Raw genomic sequence first — 22,022 nt, 5'->3', positions numbered from 1 at the left:
TGAGGAATCGCACCTAAGGTAGTTGAGCTGGACCCTTGAAGAGGCCGTGTCGTAGGTGACGAAATTCTTGCTTATCGCATGGTCGCTCGAAAAGACCACGGCCTTTCCCTGAGGGCCGAGTTGTCCCTCGTAGTCGATGTTCCGGTCATAGCCGTCGAGCCAGAGGATTTCGTTCATGCTGCTCGAAGTGTCAAAGATAATCAGCACGTTTGGTTCAAAAGGGACCCGGAAGAGCACGGTGTCTCCGGGGGCATCTCCAGTGGTAGTGGAACTCGAACCTGAGCCCGAATCAGGGGTGTAGTTTACCGTGAGGGTGTCGGTCACCGTGTTGCCGTCAGCGTCCCGGGCCGTGACGGTGATGACATTTGAGCCTTCAGCCAGGGTGATGTTCTCCACAGTCCAGCTCGTCGTGCCCGAGCACGTACCGGAACCCCCGCGGTCGTTACTCCACGTGACCTCCACGACCCCGACGTCGTCACCGGCCGTGCCCCCGAGGCTGATCACTCCTCCGGTGGTCGAATAGGTGGGTCCACTGGTCGGCGAGGTGATCGACACGGAAAGCGGGGTCGCCCCGCTCGAGGGCTTCACGGAAATCCCGGCAACCGCCCAGTGGTCCGACGAGCCCAGGGTCCAGGAGGTCGTAACCGTCGATGCACCCGGCTCCGTGCTCCCGGCTCCCCCGGTCCTGCCACCGCCCATGCTGAGATTCCAACGCTCGGTCTGCCCAGACCCCGCGGTCAACCCCGATGGCCACTCAGCGGCAACGATACCAAAAACCAACTCCCCCGTTGCCGAGGGAACGCCCACAGAGGCTGTGCTCCCATCGCCATACTCAGAGGCGAAGGTCCTAAGAGGACCGTTCTGGTCCACACCCGTAAACGTCACGACACCCGCAATGGCCTGCCTGTAGAGAGCCCTGTTGAATGTGACCTTAACATCATGGGTCCCGAGGTCAGGACCAACAAGCATCCAGATCTCGACCCTCGCATCGTCATCCCTGTGGTCTTCCCCCACAAAGCTGAGCGGGACGCCGTTGTACGTGATTCCGGCAACGGTCTCATAGGAATCGTTGTTGAAAGAGACCCCAACGAGCATCAGACGGTCAGAGCCTGATGTCTCATGGCTGATCGTGATGGTTGAGCCCCTGTCGGTAGTCCCCGTGGACACGTTGTCGACCGCAATCGCCCCATGAGCCGCGTGAGGGGCTGCAATCAAGATGAAAAACACTCCAATAATAAGTGATGCCAGCAAACCAACTCGTCTCTTCATGGTTACAATCCTCTCAAAGGACTTTCGATCTTCACAATCGATTTCTCTCCGGCCTATATGGTTCCTCCTAGGAATTCCATCCATCTCGGTTCCGGGGTCACCCGGAAGGAAGGCCCCAGAGTTTCCAACTACAAAGCAAGAACCGTTCCAGCCGGAAAGCCGGCGCAAACAGGAGGGCGGTATTACTGTAAGTGACCGAAAAATATGATCATTTCCGTTGCCAGAAAGCAGGTGGATGAGAAAAGATCTAACATTTTTTCATAGTTTCAATCCTTTTTTTCAGACCAGGGTCAGATGGAAAGCGGCCTGACCTCTGCGCCTGTTGCCTGATGCCAAATCACGTCCGCCTTTCCAGTAGAGATGGGTGGAGTTTCCCTGTCAGGGGTCTTGCAGCTATGCCTGGGGCCGCTTTGAACCGGATGGGCCGGGAAGAATGATGGAGAAACACGTGGGGGAACCACGGGGCTCCTTGAGATCAAGGGGACAGCTCGATACCTGGATGCGTCGAATCTTCTGCTGCGTGGCATGAACACACGGCGGGGATAGAGGCAAAGAGGTTGCAGGATACATCGGGAGGGCCCCGGCCGGTGTCGCCGTTGTGCGGGGACTGTCAGGAGGTCTCCTGGAGGAAGAAAAGACGGGCCGAAAGTGGAGAAGCGTTGGACGCAAGAGAGAATTCAAGTCTAGAGGGTGCCCCCGGGGGCTTCTTTGTCGTCCTGAAACATGGGGATAAGCTTTCTCTCGCCCGCTTCACCATTGTCTGGCTGGTGGTCCCGTCCGTAATACCGGTAGTAACGGCGATAGTGCATCCGCCGGTCCATCCCGTTGAGGACCACACCGAGGAGCCTGGCATTGGCCATCTCGAGTTGCTTCTTGGCTTCGAGAACGATCTTCTTATCCGTCTTTCCGGCGCGGACCACGAGAAGCACGCCGTCCACCAGAGACGGGGAGAGAGAGACATGGGCGGCTCCGAGGACCGGTGAGGAGTCGAGGACCACCATGTCGAAACTGCTGGTGACGATCTTGAGAAACTCCTCCATCCTTTTGGAACCCATGATCTCCACGGGGTTGGGAGGAATCTTTCCGCAGGGGCAGACATACAGATTTTCAATGGGCGTGGACAACACCGCCCTACTCACCACGCGGTTGAAGAAGGGAGCCCTGTTCAGCCTGACGAAATCCCTGAAAAAGTCCTGTTCCCGTGCGACCTCTTCGGCGTAGTCTTCTATTTCCGACCCGTTGAGGTTTCTGATACGAAAAGTCGGGTTGCTCAGGAGGAAGAGCCTTCGGAGGCTTTCTTCGATGAGCGCCTTCATCACCTTCTTGATGTCCTGTTTGGAAACAAAGCCCAGGCTGACCAGCAGTTGGCTCAGAGGCTTTCTCGTGCGCTCCTGGATGCTGACGGCCTCCTTCAGTTGGTCTTGACTGATCCTCTCGTAGTGGAGTAGGATCCTGCCGAGGGTCCTCTCGATGGGCCGGCTTTTGAGGTTGGCATTGATGATGTTCCCGTCCTTGAAGGTCACATCCACGGCGGTGTTGTCCGCCTCGAAGGTGACCACTCCGCTGCGGCTCTGAGCCTCGAGGAAATAGAAGATGTCGCCGATCGTGTAGCTGCCGAGCCTGCCGGAATCGATGTTGACGCTGGTCATACCGACGAGTGCGTTGATCAGGCCGAAGCTTCCGTTGAGATTGAACCACTTGTGAACGCTGGGCTGGCGGAGGTCGAGATCGACCAGGAGAACCTTCTTTCCGGTGGCGGCCATGTTGATTGCGAGATTGATGGCGTTGAGGGTCTTCCCCTCTCCCATGATGCTGCTGGTCACGAGGACGCTCTTGATGGGCCTGTCGAGGGACGACATGAGGAGGTTGACCATCAGGTTGTCGAAGGCTTCGGCAAAGGGGCCGTCCTTCCTGATTTCGAAGATGCTCTTGTGATGGTTTCGACCCATGGACTGCTCTTTCAACTTCTCGTCCGGGTTTCGGGAATCACCCCCAAGACGGGAAGATCGAGATACTTCTCTGCTTGCTCCCTTGTGGAGAGCCCCACGTCCAGATACTCGAGAAAAAATGCAAGGCTTAGAGAGACGATCAATCCGATGACGGCAGATACGGCCAGGGTTCTGTTCCTTCTCGTATTGAGAGGAGTCCTGGGAAGCTCGGCTGTTTCCACGATGGTGACTTCGGGTGATTCGAGACCGTCGGTGATGTTGATCTCCTTGAGTTTGGCGACGAGGATATCATAGAGCTCCTTGTTCAGTTGGGCCTCTCTTTCGAGGAGAGCGTACTGGATCTGCTTCTGCTCGGTCTCCATCGCCTTCTGTGTATAGTTCTTTATGGACTCCCGCAGTGTTTTTTCCTTTGCCGTGAGAACAGCGTGTTCGGATCGGAGGCTCTTGATAGCCTTCCGGATGTTCTGATCGATCTGGTTCTCGATGGAAACGATGCTCGACCTGGCTGCGATGATCCTCGGGTGCTTGGGGCCGTATTTCTTCTGGAGCCTGGCCAGTTCGAGTCTGGCGGCTACCAGTTGGCTGTTCAGCGTGGGCAGGAGTTCTCCCTGTAGAAAGGAGGGGATGTACTTCTTCTTGGATCTGGAAATCCGCTTCAATTCCTTGATCTGGGCTTCGATTTCTATGCGTTTGACTCGGGCTTGATTGTAGGCAGACCGAAGCTGCGAGAGTTCCTCGGCCTCCATCTTGGTCTCCCTTTCCAGAGAGAGAATATGGCTCTTCTTCTTGTACTGGTACAGATTGTAGTCGGCTTCCTCCATCCTTTTCTTGAGTTGACCGATCTCCTCCTTGAGCCAGAGGACGTTGTTCTGCGAGGAGTTCAGACGCTTCTGGATGGTGAAGTCCCGGTAAGCGGTCGCCATGGCATTGGCGAGATTCTGGGCCATCTTGGGGTCCGGATGAGTAGCCTTGATTCGAATCAGATTGGTGTCCTTTACCCCGGTAACTTTTATGTATCCCTTGAGTGTATCGGGCCGCACCCGGGAATTGGTGGGAGTGGACAGGTTGAGGGTTTCGATGACCTTTTCAAGGACGGGGTCGCTCATCATTATCTGGATATGGGTGTTGATGTTTTTTTCCGAGGACCAGTGGTCGGCGTATTGAATGACCTGACCTGAATTGATCACCGTGTTGAGGCGGTCGCCGATCTTGATGGTGCAGGCCGCCCGATAGACAGGGATGGCCTTGTAGACTTGGAAGAACCCCAGGGCCATGGCCATCAGCATGATGGCCAGAATGAGCCACTTCCGCTTGTAGATGACTTTGAGGTAGTCCAATAGATGGACTTCAGGTTCTTCCATGACAACCCGGTCGTTTACGGCTTTGGTAGTTCAACCCAGGGTTTCAAGAGCAAAATCAGTGCCAAAGAAACCTCCTGCCGGCCGCAGCCTCGTCCCGAACAGCGTCACGGCCCATATGATGCATCGGTAGAATCGGCGGCCGGGTTTAGTCCTTTTCCTGCGTTTTCGTGTTCTTCCTTGGTCTTCTCGACCCTTTTCTGCGGGCTGCCTGGAGGAAGGTCCGAGGAGAATCCGGAGATATGAGAGGCCATGGCCGGGGCGGGACCGCGGGCACGGTTCTTTTCTGGCAGGGCCGGATGTGGTAGTGTATTGTCCCGGTGCCGGGAGAGCTGCTGTTCACCGGTTCCGGGCAAAACCGGAAGGGACGGCAGGACGGGGGTACCGGTTTTCCCATCCGGAAGGTTCAGGAGGATGCCATTTCTTCTCTCGAGTCGATCGTTCTGGGAATCATTCAAGGGGTAACAGAGTTTCTTCCTGTGAGCAGTTCGGGTCACCTGGTGCTTTTCCAGAGCCTTTTCGGCCTGGAAGAGCCTCAGCTGTTTTTTGACATCGTCCTTCACGGTGGAACACTTCTAGCCGTGATCCTGGTCTACTGGGACGACATAAGGTCGATCGCCGAGGATCTGTTTTGCTATCTGGCAGATCGGGCCAGGAGAAAGGCCGGGCCGGGCTTTCTCGGCCGGCCTGGATGCAGGTTCGCACTCTGGATAGTGGTGGGAACGGTTCCTGCCGGACTGGTCGGGTTGACCTTCGGGAAACGGATCGAGCCGCTCTTTGCATCGCCCCTCCTTGTAGGGGTCGCTCTCCTGGTGACGGGATCGGTCCTGTGGCTGACCGCCTGCTTCAGAGGGCGGGGCAGGGAAGTACCGGAGATGGGATTCTGGGATGCGGTCTGGATAGGTGTTAGTCAAGGATTGGCCCTGCTTCCAGGGATCTCTCGATCCGGTATGACCGTGTCGGCAGGTCTGCTCCGTGGGCTCGACCGGGAACTGTCGGCAAGGTTTTCCTTCTTGTTGGTGATCCCTGCCACCCTAGGCGCCCTCCTCCTCGCCTTCGTGCCCCATGGTGGGTCGGGGGCTCCCGCGCCGGTGCATCTTTTTCTCGGCGGAGGAGTGGCCTTTGTGACCGGCTACGGCTCCTTGCGGCTCCTGCTGGGGATGATCCGAGGGGGCAGGTTTTACCGGTTCGCCTATTACTGCTGGGCTGCTGGGGTGGCGGCATTGATTCTCTCCCTTGTCGGGTAGAGGACAGTTGAGGCCGGTTACTTGGCCATCAGTTCTCGCTTTTGGAGCTCATGGATCCTGTCCCTGAGTTCGGCCGCCCTTTCGAAGTCGAGCCTCTCTGCCGCCTCTTTCATCTCTTTTTTCAGTCTTTCGACCATCTCCGGAATGGCATGTTCGGGAACATACCCGCCTTCTGGTTCGGCCACCACAGGGACGGTAAAGTAGTCGGCCTCGAAGACGGACGTGAGAATGCTGCCGATGGATTTCTTGATCGTCTGGGGTGTTATGCCGTGGGCCTTGTTGTATTCGGCCTGGATTCGTCTTCTCCGCTCCGTCTCATGGATCGTCTTTTCCATGGAAGAGGTGACCCTGTCGGCATACAGGATGACCGTTCCGTTGACGTTCCTTGCCGCGCGGCCACAGGTCTGTATCAACGATTTCTCGGACCGGAGAAAGCCCTCTTTGTCGGCGTCCAGGATCGCCACGAGAGATACCTCCGGGATGTCGAGTCCCTCTCTCAAAAGGTTGATGCCGATGAGGACGTCGAACTCCCCCAACCTGAGGCCTCGGATGATCTCCCATCTGTCGAGAGTCTTGATCTCTGAATGGAGATACCGGACTCGAAGGCCGATCTCGGTGTAATACTGTGCCAGATCCTCTGCCATTCTCTTGGTCAGAGTAGTGATGAGAACCCTCTGCCCCTGGTCCACCCGTTTGCCTATTTCGTCCAAGAGATCGTCCACCTGGTTGGCTGCAGGCCTCACGTGGATCTCGGGGTCCATCAATCCCGTAGGCCTGATGATCTGCTCCACGACCCGCCCTTTGCTCTTGTTGAGCTCGTATTCCCCCGGAGTCGCTGAGACGTAAACCACCTGGTTGACACGTGACTCGAATTCGCCGAAGTTGAGAGGCCTGTTGTCTAGAGCCGATGGAAGCCGGAAACCATACTCCACCAGGGTTTCTTTGCGCGATCTGTCTCCCCAGTACATGCCGTTGAGCTGGGGAATGGTCACGTGGCTCTCGTCTATGAAGAGGAGAAAATCCTTGGGGAAATAGTCGAGCAGGGTGGGAGGGGGTTGGCCCGGCTGCCGGCCGGTGAGATGGCGGGAGTAGTTTTCGATGCCCTGGCAGTAGCCTATTTCCTCGAGCATTTCGAGGTCGAATCTCGTTCTTTGCTCCAACCTCTGGGCCTCCACGAGAAGCCCCTTACGGCGGAACCAGGAGAGACGTTCTTCGAGTTCGATACGGATGTTTTCGATCGCCCTTTTCCGCCTCTCCTGAGTGGTTACGTAATGACTGCCGGGGTAGATGGCGATCCTGTCGAGCCTCTGGACAACCCTGCCCCTGAGCGGGTCGATCTCTGAGATGTTGTCCACCAGGTCGCCGAACAGCTCGATACGGACTGCAAGGCTCTCCTCGTGGGCCGGAAAGACCTCGATGACGTCTCCACGAACCCGGAAGGTCCCCCTGTGGAAATCGAGTTCGTTCCGTTCGTACTGGATCTCCACGAGCCTCGACAGGATATGCTCCCTCGAAAGACGCTCCCCTTTTTCCAAGTAAAGCAGCAGTCCCTGGTAGTCTTCAGGTGAGCCCAATCCGTAGATACACGACACGCTGGCGACGATGATCACGTCTCTGCGCTCCAGGAGAGACCTGGTGGCTGAATGGCGCATCTTGTCGATCTCGTCGTTGATCGAAGTGTCCTTCTCGATGTAGAGATCCGCACTGGGAATATAGGCTTCGGGCTGGTAGTAGTCGTAGTAACTGACAAAGAACTCGACCGCATTGTCCGGGAAGAGTTCCCTGAACTCCCCGTAGAGTTGAGCAGCGAGGGTCTTGTTGTGAGAGATGACGAGAGTGGGCTTCTGAACCCTTTCGACCACGTTTGCCATGGTAAAGGTCTTTCCCGAACCGGTGACCCCGAGGAGAACAAGGTGCTTGGCCCCCTCCATCAGGCCGCGGGTCAGCTCGTCTATGGCCTTGGGCTGATCGCCTGTGGGTCTGAAGGGGCTGACGAGTTTGAACGGGCTCATGATTGCTCGGAAGGGGGTTATGCTCTCTTGAGGATTTCCCTGGCCGCTATGGTACCGCTGGCCGATGCCTGGAGAAGCCCCCGGGTTATCCCGGCGCCGTCGCCGACGAAGAAGAGGTTCTCCAGCTGGGATTCGAGGCCGGGTGAGAGCATGATCCGGTTGGAATAGAACTTCACCTCAACGCCGTACAGAAGGGTGTGGCGGGAGTAGATCCCGGGAGCGATCTTGTCCAGGGCCTCGAGCATCTCCATGATGTCTTTGAGGTACCGATAGGGCAGCACAAAGCTCAGGTCCCCCGGAGTAGCCGAGGGAAGGGTGGGCCTGGTAATACACCTGGATATCCGTTCCGGTGTGGACCGCCTCCCTTTCATAAGGTCGCCAAGTCGCTGAATGATCACGCCCTTGCCGAGGAGATTGGCCAGGGTGGCAATAAACTTCCCGTAATTGATAGGGTCATCGAAGGGTTCGGTAAAAGTGCTGGAAACCAGAATTGCGAAATTGGTGTTTTCCGTCTTCTTCCTCGCATAGCTGTGGCCATTGACCGTGACTATCCCATTGCTCTCTTCGGTGACGACCTCTCCATGGGGATTCATGCAGAAAGTCCTGACCTTGTCATCGAAGGTGGTGGAGTTGTAGATGAGTTTGCATTCATAGGTTGCATCGGTGAGGTGGATCAGAATCGCAGCGGGGGTCTCCACTCGAAGGCCGATGTCCACCGGATTTGGTGATGAAGCGATGCCCAGGCGCCTCGTCTCCTCCCTTGCCCAGTCCGCCCCTATCCGTCCTGGACCCGCGATCACGTAATCGGCAGTGAGCCTTTGCCCGCCTTCAAGGATTACTCCTCGAACTCGCCCTTCTTCCCCCCACAGGTGCTCCACCCGGGTGTTTGTACTGACGGTTGCACCCCCCTTGAGATCTTCCCGCATCCTCTTGAGGATTCTCACCAAGTTCTCGGTTCCCACATGGCGGATCTCCGTGGGGATGAAGTCCATCCCCGCCAGTCTGGCCTTTTGGGCAAGCTCTTCTGTCTGCGCCGAGGGAGACCCATAGGTCTTTTGAGGCGCCCCGTAGTGGACATAGAGGCGATCGGTTTCTACAAGGAGCGGGCTGAGTTGGTCTCTTGAGACGAATTCCTCAAGGAATCCCCCTACTTCCGGGGAAAGGGTCAGCTTTCCGTCGCTGAAAGCACCGGCGCCTCCCCACCCGCAGAGGAGATCCTTTGCCGTATCCCGCCGTCGCCCTTCTATCTCCTTGCCCTGCTCGAGGATCAGGATATCATCGAGCCCCCCGGCCTTGAGGGTCAGGGCGGCAAAGATTCCCGCAGGGCCGGCACCGACGATGATCACCCTGTAGTCGGCCAACAGAGCCTCCTCGGATACTCCTCATCCGGGTTCGGGCAGAAGCGGCTGCGAAAGCAGCCATAGCAACACAAGCAACATACTGCATCCGTCGTTCCGGTTTGTCAAGAAAAGGGCAGTAGGATCTCGCCCCTCCGGGGAGGCTCCTCCCGGCAGGATTGGTAGCCCAGAAACCGCGTAATCTTCGGTCTCCGGTGATTCTCCAGCGAGGGCCGGCCATCCGGCGGTTTCTCTTCCCGGCAATCTGCTTGTTTTTCTGGCAACAGATTTGCTATACTGGCGACAGACGATAGAGGAGATCGCATGAAACAATTTGCCTACCTGTGCCTTATTCTTGTGGGAGGTCTTGTCTCCTTCGTGTCCCCTGCGCTCGGCAAGGGCGACTTTCCTCTTTTCTTTATCGAGCGGAGCAAGAACAGGAACATAGTGCAGTATTCTATGCGTCCGTCTGGAGAGGTGGTGGCTTACTGGGTTCTCGAAAACGGCGAGGAACGGGGGCTCACCGCTGTTCAGAGAAAGTTCGCCTACGGTATAAAATCGCAGAGGAAACTGGGAAAAGACCGGTTCGAAATCATCCTAACCGCCTTCAAGAAAAGGAATATCTTGGTAAAGAAGACCCGCGACGGGTACAGGGCCTTCGTCACGATCGACGGGCAGGAGGCGGTCCTCGATAAGATCCATGTGGAATCCAGGGAGAGGTGGTTCGGCATGCCAAAGGTCCTCTTCATCGATCTTTTCGGCAGAAGCAGTCGGAAGAATTTCCCTATCGGGGAGCGGATCTATCCGCATTGAAGAGAGTGGATCCCTTTTGGATGCCGGCGCCTTATTCCGCGATCCGCCAGCGAGTTCCACCAGGGCCGTCCTCCAGGGTTATCTTGTGGGCTGCCAACCTCTTCCTGATTTCATCAGCACGCTTCCAGTCCTTTGCTTTCCGGGCTTTGTCTCTTTCCTCGAGGAGACGGATGATCTCGCTCTCTTCGAGAGTGAGCTTTCCGAGGCCCTTCATCTTTCTCTGATTCAGATAGCTAGCAGGATCGAGCTGAAACAGCCCGAGCGGAGCTCCATGGGTCTTGAAACAGTCGCTTCCGAATGCGAGGAGAGACAGGTCGACAAGAGGATTCTTCCCCGGTTGATGGAGGATCGAGTTGAGCACCCTTGCCATGTCGTGGAAATGCCCGATAGCCAGGGCGGTATTGAAATCGTCATCCATCGCCTCCTGGAACCGTTCTGGAAACCCGAGAAGGGGCTCCAGGCGGTCTATCTGTTCCGGGGGGATCTTCCGTCTCAGCTCCTCCACGGGGATGTGCGAGGGAGGCGAGGCTTTCAGCCTGCCGTCCATCTCCTCGAGGAGAAGGTAGAAGCGCTCCATCTTTTCCGAGGCCTCTCCGAGGGCCTTCTTGGAGAAGTCCACAGGGCTTCGGTAGTGGTGGGAAAGGAGGAGGAGGCGGACCGCCTCCCGGTCGGCCTGTTCCACCACTTCCCTGATGGATACGACGTTGCCCAGGGACTTGGCCATCTTGACCCCTTGATTGGTGACAAACCCGTTGTGGACGAAGTATCGAACAAAGGTCTTACCCGTAGCCGCCTCTGACTGGGCTATTTCGTTTTCGTGATGGGGGAAGACAAGGTCTCGCCCTCCCCCGTGAATATCCAACGTTTCGCCCAGGTATTTGGTACTCATGGCAGAACACTCGATGTGCCATCCCGGCCTACCTGGCCCCCAAGGGCTGGGCCACCAGGGCTCACCCGGCTTGGCGGCCTTCCAGAGGGCAAAATCCGCGACTTCCCGTTTGTCTTGATCCGGCTCGAACCGCGTTCCGGCCAGGAGTTCTTCCACCCGTTTGTGGGATAGACGTCCGTACCCCTTGAACCTGGACACGGAAAAGAAGACCTTGCCGTTGACCGAGTATGCGTAACCCTTTTCGATGAGTTTCTCTATCATGGCGATAATGTCAGGTAAGTGGTCCGTCGCCTTTGGTTCGCAGGTGGGTGGAGCAACCCCGAGGAGTTTCATGTCCTCCTGGAAATCCCTGATATACCTCTCTGCTATGGTCCGAGCCTCTACGCCTTCCTGAAGGGCCTTGTTGATGATCTTGTCATCTATATCGGTTATGTTTCGTACATAGGTGACCCTGTAGCCCTTTGCCTTCAGGTACCGGTAAATGCAGTCGAATACAACGGCTGCCCTGCCATGGCCGATATGGCATCTGTCATAGACTGTGACGCCGCAAACGTACATGCGGACCTCACCAGGGTGGAGAGGCTCGAAGGTCTCCTTCTTCTGGGTGAGAGTGTTGTAGATCCGCAAAGCCATCTCGATCTCCAGCCGATTCACGGGTCGTGGGTGCTTTGTTCACGCTCCATGAGTACGACGCACTGAGCGGCAATAGCCTCTCCCCGGCCGATTGCTCCGATTCCCTCAGGAGAGGTGGCCTTCACGTTGATTTTCCGTCTGTCTATCCGGAGGGTTTTCGCCAGGTTCAGCTCCATTTCGGGAAGATAGTCGGCCAGCCTCGGCATCTGGGCCACGATGGTGGCATCCACGTTGTGAATTCTGTACCCTCGCTGTCTTGCCTTTTGAGCGATCTCCTCCAGAAGGCGGCTGCTTTCTATGCCGGCGAGTTTGGGGTCGGTGTCGGGGAAGAGCCTTCCCAGATCCCCTGCCCCCATTGCCCCAAGCATCGCATCGCAGACGGCATGGATCAGGGCATCCCCGTCGGAGTGTCCGTGGAGTCCCCTCTTGAAGGGAACCTTTACAGCTCCCAGGACCAGTGCTCTCCCTTCCACGAGGGGGTGAAGGTCGTAACCCCAGCCGATTCTCATAGCGGTTTCCAGGATTCCAATGAGATTCCTCCCCCGTTCTCCAAGAGGGCGCGGGCCATGATCAGATCTTCAGGAGTAGTTATCTTAATGTTTCTGTAAGAGCCCTCCACCACTGTCACAGGCACGCCCAACCGCTCCACCAGGGCGGCATCGTCTGTGGCCACAATGCCGTCTGCTGCGGCTCTTTGATGGGCCTCGAGGATGACACTGAAGTCGAAGGCCTGGGGAGTCTGAATGTGCCACAGACCTTTACGGTCCGGTGTCTCCAGTACCCGGCCCGAGGGCGAGACTACCTTCATCGTGTCCCTTGCCGGTACGGCGAGGACAGCAGCCTGGACCCCCTCCATGGTATCGAGGAGCTGATCGAGCAGGGATCCATCCACAAAGGGACGGGCCCCATCATGAATCAGGACCGTATCGATATCCTCTGTGATCGCCTCGAGGCCGAGCCGGACGGAATCCTGGCGGCTCGGCCCTCCAACGACCGGTTGTCTTGTCTTTTTGAAGGGAAACCTGTCGAGAATCTCCCCTTGCCATGAGGGGAGATCCTGCTGCCGGAGGACCGGATAGAGGCTCTGAATGCGGCTGCAGATCTCAAAGGGATGGAGAGCATAAGCGAGAATCGGCACATCCTTCAGCAGGACAAAGGGCTTTGGCCGAGGGGTACCCATCCGGCAGCCCTCCCCGGCGGCCACGATCAGTGCGGCGACTCTCCTCCCCCGTCTCTTCACGTCTAACCCCTTTGCCATCCCTGACGGTGCTGGATCGATTCACCGTAAGTGCCGAGGCTCTCTTTTGCAAAGATCATGCGTCCCGCGGTTGTCTGGAGGACACTTGTCACCACCACGTCCAGGGACCGGCCCATGAACCTTCTCCCGTTCTCGATTACCACCATGGTCCCGTCGTCGAGATAGGCCACACCCTGGCCGGGTTCCTTACCCTCTTTGAGCACATAGACGTTGATCTCTTCCCCAGGCAGAACCACGGGCTTCAAGGCGTTTGCCAGTGCGTTGATGTTGAGTACAGCAACGCCCTGGAGCTCTGCGACCTTATTGAGATTGGCATCGTTGGTTATGATCGTGCCTCCGGTTCTCTTGGCCAATTCCACCAGCTTGGAGTCCACCTCCTTGATGCGGGGAAAATCCTGATCGCTGATGCGAACCTCGATGTCCACCGATTTCTGCATCCTGTGCAGGATCTCCAGCCCTCGTTTGCCCCGGGTCCTCTTCACGGGGTCAGGGGAGTCGGCGATGTGCTGCAGCTCATGGAGAACGAACTGGGGGATAATGAAGACCCCCTCGATGAATCCGGTCTCACAGACATCGGCGATCCTCCCGTCGATAATGACACTCGTGTCGAGAATCTTGAAGGACTCTCCGTCACCGGCCTTGGATGCTCTCAGACTCTGGAGCGTGAATTCCTCCCCCTTTTTCAGGCCTATCTTGAGCCCTACATAGCCCAGGATAGCATAGATCACCCCGCTGATGGCGGCGCTTCCGGGCTTGACGAAGAGCGGGACCGCCCCTGAAAGGAGCCGCGCAAAAACCAGTCCTACCAGCAGGCCGATCACTGCCCCGCAGACCTTTCTCAGGGGGGTCTTCTTCATGTTCTCCACAGAGAGTATGGTAAGGACCGCCAGTACTGCTCCGCCCAGCAGCCCCCAGAGTGCCAGGGTTTTAGAAGTAGTCAGTTCACCGCTTGCCATGTATCCTCCAAGCGAGCAAGCAAGGATCAAAACTATCCAGAGAATTAAGGATCCCATGTTGTCTCCTTCCAGACCGGGTATGAGTCCGCTTCGTGGCTGATCTGCCATGGTCAGGACAGCGTTTCTATCCCGGAAGGTCTTCTTAGATCGGATGGACTCAGCTGGCTGTGGAGGGGCCGTTGAAGTCTCTTGAATTTAGTTTCTACAAAACCGAATGGGTGTAGTATGCCATTTCAAACCGATCAGTTTTCCAGGATCGTCCGGAGCTCTTGAACTATTTCTTTCTCCTGGGCACGCATTGCAATGGCGATCTCGGTGACCAAAAGGTTCTTCGCAGTGTCAAGGATCTTTCGCTCACCAAAGGAGAGCTCCTTCTCGCTTTTCAGCATATAGAGATCTCTCAAGACTTCGGCTATCTCGAAAATCGACCCCGTATTGATCTTTTCCATGTACTCCCGGTAGCGGCGATTCCACGTCTGGTTGTAAACCGAAACGTCCTTCTCCTTGAGGATCTGGAAGACCCTAGGGACCTGAACCTCCGGGATGATCTCCCTCAGCCCGACCATCTCTGCATGGTCCGTGGGGATCCTGATAGTCATCCCGTTGTCGAGGATCTTCAGCACATAGAAGCTCTTGTTGCCTCCGGAAACCTCCCGGGTCTCGATTCTCTCGATGATACCGACTCCATGTCCAGGATAGACAGCCTTGTCCCCAATCTCAAACATTATTTAGACTCCTCTTCTTTGAGTTCCCACCCCTTGGTCTCTCCCCTTTCTCCATGGCAGTATTGAGATCATCACTGGAATACAGGTCGGACCAGATCGTTCGTTCTGAAGCCCTCACCCATTGTTACCTCCGCCAATGAAGCATCGATACCGAACAGGGCCGCCACGCGGATCTCCCCCTTGAGATCGCCCGGGGAAGCGCCGGAAAAGACGGAAAAGACATTGCCCACCTCGACCCCGGACAGTCTTCCGGCAGGAATATAGACCCGGCTGCCACGGACACTGGCGATGGTGGTGTACCAGTCGATTTTCCGTAGCTCCTCGCCGACCACCGAGGCGAGGTCCGAAGCGATCAGGTCGATTGCCTTCAGCCGGGCCTTCTCGTCAGAGAACCGGCCTTTTCCCTCTGAATCGAAAACCGGGTTTCTCTCCTCCCATTCACCCTGAACCTTGGCCGATGCCGTATCGATGAGGCGGGCCTTCACTCCTGCAATGGCGTATGCGGTCTTTCCACCGCCTTTGACCAGGCTCTCAGTAGAGGAGACAAAGAGATAGTCGATCGTTCCGGTGAGGATGGCATGGATGTTATACAACCGGCGCACCAGTTGGATGACTTCCTGGGAACCGAAGGAAGCGCCTTCAACACCGTTCTCTTCGAGTCTCTCCGCCATGGCGGAACCATCGATGACAACAACCTCGCCGGACACAGCCTCGATTCTCGAGATGAGCCGTTCGGTAAGGATTTCGGAGAGCCCGTCAGGACCGGAACCCGCGGCGTCTGTAAAAGGAGCGACCAGTAGTCTCTTCCTGAGGTGCAGCCGAGCCTGCAGCCGGCCGGTCTGATTCATCTCCTCCACCGGAAAGGGAGATGGCGGCGTCGGTTTCACGGGCTCTCGTCTCTGGTTCTCGGGCCCCGGAAAGGAGGAGGATAGACTGTCATAGGTCTTGCGGTTGGCAAGATACTCCTCAAGAGGGACATAGAGAAAACGTTCGTAGGGATTATCCATCCGTGCTTCCGGGTTTGGAACCTTCACGTACACCTTTTTGCCTATGCGGACAACTTCCCTGTGCTGGACCCGTTTGTCCACTCCACCGTACAGGGGGACCTTCAATCTCTCCAGATAGGAACAGCCCACCAGCACAAGAAGAGCAGTGATCAGAACGGTCTGCAGGCAGCGGTCTAAGACACGTCCGGGCAAGCTCTCTTCACCTTCCCGCGGGAAAACAGAGAAAAAACGGTACGAAAGCTGCACAACATACTAACAGATTGGAACCCAAAATGCAATACCACGAAAGGCAAACAGGGCGTGGTCTTGGAGAGAGAGCCCGGCGAATTCCATTGGCGGCGGGATCCGCTTGTTCGTGGCTGTCCATTGCCTGGCTTGACTTTTTGAGGAGAACCCTTTAATATGCCGCAATACCCCATGCGTTTCCGGCGTTCTGTTCCACCCTCTTTTCCGGCAGATCTGGCCGAAGGCGATGATACCCTAGGGATATGGCTTATAGGAAGAGGCTAGAAAAGACCAGGAATATCGGATTCGTGGCCCATATCGATGCGGGTAAGACGACCGTTACCGAAAGGGTTCTCTACTACACCGGGCGGACGCATCGGATGGGGGAGGTCCATGACGGTGACACCGTGATGGACTGGATGGAACTCGAACAGGAGCGAGGCATCACCATAACCTCCGCTGTGACTACGTGTACGTGGAAGGGCCACGATATTCATATCATAGACACCCCCGGCCACGTGGACTTCACTATCGAGGTGGAAAGGGCCCTGAGGGTCCTCGACGGTGTGGTGGTCGTGTTTTGCGCTGTGGGGGGCGTGGAACCGCAGTCGGAGACGGTTTGGCATCAGGCCGACAAGTACGGGGTTCCAAAGGTAGCGTTCATCAACAAGATGGACCGGGTAGGGGCGGATCTCCACGGTACGGTCCAGATGATGATAGATCGACTCGGGACCCACCCCCTCCTTGTCCAGTTGCCTCTGGGGACCGAGGGCGGGTTCCGGGGGATCATCGACCTTATTCGATTCAAGGCGGTTGTCTGGCATGAGGAAACCCTGGGCGCCTCGTACAGTGAGATCGATATTCCAGAGGAGTATCGCGAAGAGGCGGAGGTCTATCGAGCCCTGTTGATCGAAAGGGTGGCTGAGACCGACGATTTCTTGACCGAGAAATACCTCGAAGGAGAACCGATAACAGAGGCAGAGCTGGTCCACGCCATCAGGAAGGCCGCCATCGCCATGAAGCTCGTGCCTGTCCTGTGCGGTTCGGCCTTGAAGAACAAGGGAATCCAGCCTCTCCTCGATGCTGTGGCAAGCTACCTGCCCTCACCGTTGGACGTGCCGGGTATTACGGGGAAGAACCCGAAAACCGGTGAGTCGGAGACGCGGCTGCCGGATGACCACGAGCCCTTTTCGGCCCTGGCTTTCAAGGTCATGATGGAACAGGGAAGAAAAATGGTCTATGTGAGGGTCTACTCGGGGAGCATCGGGGTGGGGAAAGAGGCCCTCAACCCCCGGCTCGGTAGAATGGAGAAGGTTTCGAGGATCTTCCGGATGCACGCCAATCACCGTGAAAGGATAGACAGGGCCTCCACAGGGGACATCGTTGCCATGATGGGGCTGAAGGGCACCACTACGGGCGATACCCTCTGTGACAGGGGGGCCCCCATTCTACTTGAGCCGATCGATTTCTACAAACCCGTTCTCTCGGTGGCCGTCGAACCCCGGACAAATCAGGACCAGGAGAAACTCAGCCTGAGTCTCGAGAAGCTGGCCGAGGAGGACCCTACCTTTGTGGTGAAGTTCGATGAGGAGACCGGACAGACCATCATCTCGGGGATGGGGGAGCTCCATCTCGACGTGCTGGTGAATCGGCTCCAGACAGAGTACAATCTCCCGGTCAACGTGGGCCGCCCTCAGGTGGTCTACAGGGAGACCATAGAGAAGACCGTAACCCAGACCGGGAGATTCCTCCGCCAGGTGGACGAAACCCGTCTCTTCGGCGAAGTGACCCTGAGGATCTCGCCCCACGAGAGGGGGCGGGGGGTCGAATTGACCTCGTCGGTCCCTCCGGAGGAGCTGCCCGAGGAGGCCCTTCAGAGCATCTATGAGGGGATAGAGGATGCGGCTACTGTGGGGCCCATCATGGGTTTCCCCGTTACCGACATAAGAGTGGAACTGGTGGGCGTCAGGTTCGACCAGGATAATCTCTCCACCATGGCCCTGAAGATTGCGGGCTCCAACGCATTGCGCGAGGGGTGCGAGAGGGCGAGCCCGGTGCTTCTCGAACCCATCATGTCGGTAAGTGTGGTAGTTCCCGAGGAGTTCATGGGAGAGGTGCTCGGAGACCTGAAATCGAGGCAGGCCGATGTGGAGGCGATTGTTCCAAAGGGGAGAGTCGTCCATATCCAGGCCTTCTGCCCTTTGACCCGGATGTTCGGCTATTCCACGGACCTGAGGTCGCTCAGCCAGGGCCGGGGTACCTTCTCCATGCAGTTCTCACGGTATGACAAGGGTTCCGAGAAGTGAGGGATCAGGAGTCTGGACAGGGTCTCCGGGAAAGATGTCTCGAATGAAAACTCCGGACTCTGCCGTCGATGAGTCGATCCTCGCCGCCCTTGAGGAACGAGGGGGCTATGTGTCGGGGGAGGAGCTGAGCCGTCGGCTCGGCCTGTCGAGGGCTGCGGTCTGGAAGAGGATCAGATTATTGAGGGACGGGGGTTACGGGATCCGGGCCAGGACCCGCCGGGGTTACCTTCTGGTCGAGAAGCCCGATGTCCTGTCGGGCAGGGAAGTAGGGCGGAATCTCGATACGAGGATCGTCGGCAGAGAGCTGTACACTTTTGATGATGTGACATCTACAAACGATCTGGCATATGAAGCGGCCGTCAAGGGCGCCGGGGAAGGAGCGGCTGTGATAGCCGATTCGCAGACCAGAGGCCGGGGGCGGTTGAATCGTTCTTGGATCTCTCCAGGGGGCAAGAACCTCTATCTCTCAGTCGTTCTCAGGCCTGTAATCCCTCCCTCCCTGGTTTCAATCCTGACTTACATGGGGGCGGTGGCCGCGGCCGAGGCCCTTGAAGAGGATTTTGCCTTGGGAGTGGAGCTCAAGTGGCCGAATGACGTTCTGGTTCGGGGGAGAAAGCTGGCAGGGCTGCTCAACGAGGTGAAGGCAGAGGCTGATCGGGTCGATTTTGTGGTCCTCGGTTTCGGGGTCAATCTCAATATGGGTGAGGAGGACTTTCCCCATGACGTCCTCAACAATGCGACCTCTGTAATGATGGAAACCGGCCGCAGGGTCTCGAGAGTCCGGTTCGCCAGGTCTCTTCTCAAGAGCATCGATTCCTGGTACCGGGCTCTGCTTGTTCACGGGAGCGGTTTGGCCCTGGCCAGGTGGGAAGATGCGGCGGCTATCCGCGGGAAAACCGTGGAAGTGAGTTCCTTCGGCAGGATCCATCGGGGCGTGGCCGAGGGGCTCGACCAGAACGGCGCTCTTATCCTTCGAAAGGGGGAGGGCGAGGTGATTCGCATCGTTGCAGGGGACCTGAGGGAGGAAGAGGGGCGATAGCGATGGTAAGGTTTGATCGCATCGACCACGGGTTTGTTCGGAGGCGGGCTGCGCTCAAGTGGGGGCCGTGGCCGGAGGATGTGATCTCCCTCTCGGTGGCGGACATCGATTTCAGGAGTCCGCCCGAGATCAAGGAGGGAATCATGAGGGCCCTTGAGGAGGACCGGACGCCCTACGGTCCATGCGGGGGCGACCCCGACGTCCTCGAGGTGGTCTGTGAGAAGCTAAACCGTGTCAACGGGATTCCGGCTACTCCTGAGGACGTCCACATGATCCCGGGCACGATGTTCGGCATTTTTCTGTCTTGCTACTATGCGCTGAGACCGGGCGATGAGGCGGTGATCTGCCCTGCTCCTGTCTATCCTCCCTTCATGGAAAACGTGGATTATGCGGGGGCGACCGCTGTCTTCAGTCCCCTGGATTTTTCCAGTGACCTGGCCCTCGACCTGGATGATCTCCGGCGCCGGATCACGGGTCGGACCCGTATGCTGATGGTGTGCAACCCGCACAACCCAACGGGGCGTGTTCTCAGCCGTGAGGAGCTCGAGTCGATCGGAGCCATCGCCCAAGAGCGGGACCTGCTGGTATTCGCGGATGAGCTCTATGAGGACATGGTCTTCGAGGGGGAGCATGTGAGTTTCGCTTCCCTCAGTGGTGATATGTTCGAGAGGACCCTGGCGGTTTACGGATTCAGCAAGGCCTACGGCATTCCCGGGTTCCGCATCGCCTACCTGGTAAATCGGGGCCGCCACATGAAAGAGCTGAAGAAGCGGCTCCACGGGATGATTGTTCATACCGATACACTGGCCCAGGCCGCGGCCAAGGCGGCCCTGATCCATGGCCGGCCCTGGCTTCGCGTCTTCATGGCCCATCTTGAGAGGATGCGGGATTATGGGCTCCGGAGGCTGGCCCAGATCCCCGGAGTCTGGTGTCCCCGGCCCAAGGCTACCCCTTTCCTCTTCCCGAATCTGGCCTCCTTTGGGATGACAAGCCTGCAAATAACCGAATATCTCAAGAATGAGGCGCGGGTGATCGTGCAGAGCGGATCGGATTTCGGGCCTCACGGAGAGGGGCATGTTCGAATCAATGTCGCAACTGCGCCCTCTGTGCTTGAAGAGGCGTTCGACCGGATCGAAGCGGCCCTCAGGAAGCTCGGGTGATCCTGTACCATGCGACAAACCTGCGGATTCCTTCTTCCATGCTGAATCTAGGATCGTAGCCGAGCCTCTGCCTGGCTTTGGTGATGTCCGCCCATGTGGCCCGCACATCTCCCGGCTGATCGGGATAGTGCCGGACGAGCGCCTTGCGGCCGAGAGCCGTCTCGAGCATCTTGAGCAGATCGACGAGCCGAGTGGTTCTGGACTCTCCCAGATTGTAGACCTCATAGCCCCTGTTTTTCTGGAGTGCCTTGAAGAGGCCGTCGATGATGTCCTCGATGTAGGTGTAGTCTCTCAGTGAACTGCCGTCGCCGTACACGGGAACAGGCTCGCCCTGATCGATGAGGCGCGTGAATTTGTGGATTGCCATCTCCGGTCTCTGGCGCGGGCCGAAGGTGGTGAAGAATCTGAGGCAGGCCACATCGATACCGTAGAGACGGTGATAGGTATAGCAGAGGATCTCCCCGGCCCGTTTTGTGGCGCCGTAAGGCGAGATTGGTGAATCGGCAGGGTCTGCCTCGGAGAAGGGGATTTTCGCCTTTTCACCGTACACGGAAGAGGAGGAGGCAAAGACGAGCCGCTGGATGTGAAACTCCCGGCAAATCTCCAGGATATTGAGGGTTCCTCTGATATTGACTTCCTCGTAAAGCAGGGGGTTCTGGATGGAATGGCGGACCCCTGCGCGGGCGGCCAGATGAACGATGCCGTCGAAGCTCCGAGGCCTGCAGAGATCCCTGAGAAAGGCCAGGTCGCGCACGTCCCCCACCATGTTCTCGAAGAGAGGAGAGGTAAGCAGAGAGGCGATATTTCTCTTCTTGACGGCAGGGTCGTAGAAGTCGTCGAGATTATCGAGGCAGACCGTGTGGATCCCTTCTCTCACCAGGCGTTCACAGAAGTGGGACCCGATAAAACCGGCTCCTCCGGTGACCAAGACCGACTGCATCGACCCTCCCTGCGGAATCACACCCGATGTCATACCCATCCCAATGTGCGATCCTAACACGCTTCCCGCCGGTTGACAAGCAGTGGGGGGCGTGTTAGATAGATTCTTGGAGACCGTTGTGAAAATAGCGATTTCTGGGAAAGGTGGGGTGGGCAAGACGACCCTGGCCGGAGTTATGGCCCGCCTGCTTGCTGAGCAAGGCCGGAGGGTTTTGGCCATCGATGCGGACATGGATGCCAACCTGGCCTCGGCCATCGGAATCCCCCCGGATCGACTGGCAGGCCTGACTCCTCTGGCTCAGAAGACGAGTCTCATCGAGGAACGGACTTCCAGCAAGAAAGGGACATTCGGAGGGATGTTCAAGCTGAATCCCAGGGTTGATGACATACCAGACGAGTACAGTGTGACCTACAGAGGTGTCAAGCTCCTGGTTCTGGGTGGTGTCCTGTCTGGAGGGAGCGGCTGCTTCTGTCCGGAGAATGTTCTGCTGAAAAGCCTGATCAGTCATCTCTTTGTGGCAAGAGAAGAGACGGTCATAGTCGACATGGAAGCGGGACTGGAGCACCTGAGCCGGGGGTCCACGGCTTACATGGACGTGTTTGTGGTGGTCGTCGAGCCCGGCCTGAGGAGCTTTGGAACGGCAAGACAGATAAAGCGGCTGGCCGGCGAGTTGGGGATTTCCAGCGTCCATGTCGTGGGAAACAAGGTCTCCTCTGACCAGGACAGGCGACTCATCGAGGAAAGCCTGGGACAGGATTTCGAGATTCTCGGTTATCTCAGCTTCAATCCCAAGATCATAGAAGCCGACCGCCTCGGGGTTTCCCCTTACGACCTCGACAATGAGATAAGAGAAGAGGTCCGGGTTATCGCCGACCGAATGGGGGAGAAGAGATAGAAAG

18 protein-coding genes are annotated in these 22,022 nt (G+C 57.3%); 6 read left to right on the top strand and 12 right to left on the bottom strand.

Going from position 1 to position 22,022, the window contains the following annotated elements; genetic code table 11:
- The 3 genes from JRJ26_14260 to JRJ26_14250 all read right to left on the bottom strand — a co-directional run.
- Positions 1-1,269: hypothetical protein (locus JRJ26_14260; GenBank protein MBW2058654.1), on the bottom strand; the 1,269-nt coding region annotated here is incomplete at its 3' end.
- Positions 1,270-1,952: 683 nt separating this feature from the next.
- Positions 1,953-3,218 (bottom strand): DUF4388 domain-containing protein, encoded by a 1,266-nt coding sequence (locus JRJ26_14255; GenBank protein ID MBW2058653.1) that lies wholly within the window; start codon positions 3,216-3,218, stop codon positions 1,953-1,955.
- Between the two features lie 11 nt (positions 3,219-3,229).
- Positions 3,230-4,579, bottom strand: coding sequence for a GumC family protein (locus JRJ26_14250; protein MBW2058652.1), 1,350 nt, complete (start codon positions 4,577-4,579; stop codon positions 3,230-3,232).
- Between the two features lie 416 nt (positions 4,580-4,995).
- On the opposite strand from JRJ26_14250, the gene JRJ26_14245 reads away from it, so the two are divergent.
- Positions 4,996-5,823: an undecaprenyl-diphosphate phosphatase gene (locus tag JRJ26_14245; GenBank protein ID MBW2058651.1), complete on the top strand. Its 828-nt coding sequence runs from the start codon at positions 4,996-4,998 to the stop codon at positions 5,821-5,823.
- Positions 5,824-5,840: 17 nt separating this feature from the next.
- Here the strand turns inward: JRJ26_14245 and uvrB are convergent, their stop codons facing one another.
- Both uvrB and JRJ26_14235 read right to left on the bottom strand, forming a co-directional pair.
- Positions 5,841-7,835, bottom strand: coding sequence for an excinuclease ABC subunit UvrB (gene uvrB / locus JRJ26_14240; GenBank protein ID MBW2058650.1), 1,995 nt, complete (start codon positions 7,833-7,835; stop codon positions 5,841-5,843).
- 17 nt (positions 7,836-7,852) lie between these two features.
- Entirely contained in the window at positions 7,853-9,199 is a 1,347-nt protein-coding gene (locus tag JRJ26_14235; protein ID MBW2058649.1) for an FAD-binding protein, read from the bottom strand.
- A gap of 297 nt (positions 9,200-9,496) precedes the next feature.
- On the opposite strand from JRJ26_14235, the gene JRJ26_14230 reads away from it, so the two are divergent.
- Positions 9,497-9,985, top strand: coding sequence for a DUF4833 domain-containing protein (locus JRJ26_14230; protein MBW2058648.1), 489 nt, complete (start codon positions 9,497-9,499; stop codon positions 9,983-9,985).
- Between the two features lie 31 nt (positions 9,986-10,016).
- Here JRJ26_14230 and JRJ26_14225 read toward each other — a convergent pair whose 3' ends face one another.
- The 6 genes from JRJ26_14225 to JRJ26_14200 all read right to left on the bottom strand — a co-directional run bounded on the left by JRJ26_14225 (position 10,017) and on the right by JRJ26_14200 (position 15,645).
- The gene (locus JRJ26_14225; GenBank protein MBW2058647.1) at positions 10,017-11,507 is read right to left on the bottom strand and encodes a cysteine--tRNA ligase; all 1,491 of its coding nucleotides are present in this window, start codon (positions 11,505-11,507) and stop codon (positions 10,017-10,019) included.
- A gap of 17 nt (positions 11,508-11,524) precedes the next feature.
- Positions 11,525-12,016, bottom strand: coding sequence for a 2-C-methyl-D-erythritol 2,4-cyclodiphosphate synthase (locus JRJ26_14220; GenBank protein ID MBW2058646.1), 492 nt, complete (start codon positions 12,014-12,016; stop codon positions 11,525-11,527).
- A complete protein-coding gene (gene ispD / locus JRJ26_14215; GenBank protein MBW2058645.1) occupies positions 12,013-12,765 on the bottom strand; it encodes a 2-C-methyl-D-erythritol 4-phosphate cytidylyltransferase in 753 nt (250 codons plus the stop codon). The genes JRJ26_14220 and ispD overlap by 4 nt, the downstream gene beginning before the upstream one ends.
- Positions 12,750-13,829 (bottom strand): TRAM domain-containing protein, encoded by a 1,080-nt coding sequence (locus tag JRJ26_14210; GenBank protein MBW2058644.1) that lies wholly within the window; start codon positions 13,827-13,829, stop codon positions 12,750-12,752. Before JRJ26_14210 ends, ispD begins: the two co-directional genes overlap by 16 nt.
- A 134-nt stretch (positions 13,830-13,963) precedes the next feature.
- Positions 13,964-14,446: a CarD family transcriptional regulator gene (locus JRJ26_14205; protein MBW2058643.1), complete on the bottom strand. Its 483-nt coding sequence runs from the start codon at positions 14,444-14,446 to the stop codon at positions 13,964-13,966.
- Positions 14,447-14,517: 71 nt separating this feature from the next.
- Complete coding sequence (locus JRJ26_14200; protein MBW2058642.1) at positions 14,518-15,645, bottom strand: hypothetical protein; 1,128 nt, start codon at positions 15,643-15,645, stop codon at positions 14,518-14,520.
- A gap of 296 nt (positions 15,646-15,941) precedes the next feature.
- On the opposite strand from JRJ26_14200, the gene fusA reads away from it, so the two are divergent.
- The 3 genes from fusA to JRJ26_14185 are packed head-to-tail and all read left to right on the top strand — an operon-like array spanning position 15,942 to position 20,183.
- Positions 15,942-17,984 carry an elongation factor G gene (fusA, locus tag JRJ26_14195; GenBank protein ID MBW2058641.1) on the top strand — a complete coding sequence of 681 codons (2,043 nt, stop codon included), beginning with the start codon at positions 15,942-15,944 and terminating at the stop codon, positions 17,982-17,984.
- Between the two features lie 43 nt (positions 17,985-18,027).
- Entirely contained in the window at positions 18,028-19,023 is a 996-nt protein-coding gene (locus JRJ26_14190) for a biotin--[acetyl-CoA-carboxylase] ligase (GenBank protein ID MBW2058640.1), read from the top strand.
- A gap of 2 nt (positions 19,024-19,025) precedes the next feature.
- A complete protein-coding gene (locus tag JRJ26_14185) occupies positions 19,026-20,183 on the top strand; it encodes a pyridoxal phosphate-dependent aminotransferase (protein ID MBW2058639.1) in 1,158 nt (385 codons plus the stop codon).
- On the opposite strand, the gene JRJ26_14180 is transcribed toward JRJ26_14185, so the two are convergent.
- On the bottom strand, positions 20,167-21,123 hold the full coding sequence (locus JRJ26_14180; protein MBW2058638.1) for a GDP-mannose 4,6-dehydratase: 957 nt from the start codon (positions 21,121-21,123) through the stop codon (positions 20,167-20,169). The two genes, JRJ26_14185 and JRJ26_14180, sit on opposite strands and share 17 nt — an antisense overlap.
- 118 nt (positions 21,124-21,241) lie before the next feature.
- On the opposite strand from JRJ26_14180, the gene JRJ26_14175 reads away from it, so the two are divergent.
- Complete coding sequence (locus JRJ26_14175) at positions 21,242-22,018, top strand: AAA family ATPase (protein ID MBW2058637.1); 777 nt, start codon at positions 21,242-21,244, stop codon at positions 22,016-22,018.
- The last annotated feature ends 4 nt before the right edge of the window (positions 22,019-22,022 follow it).

The organism is Deltaproteobacteria bacterium (assembly GCA_019308905.1).
GTDB lineage: Bacteria > Desulfobacterota > BSN033 > WVXP01 > WVXP01 > JAFDHF01.
Note: the sequence above shows the minus strand (reverse complement) of the source record. Positions and strands in the feature narration are given on the sequence as shown.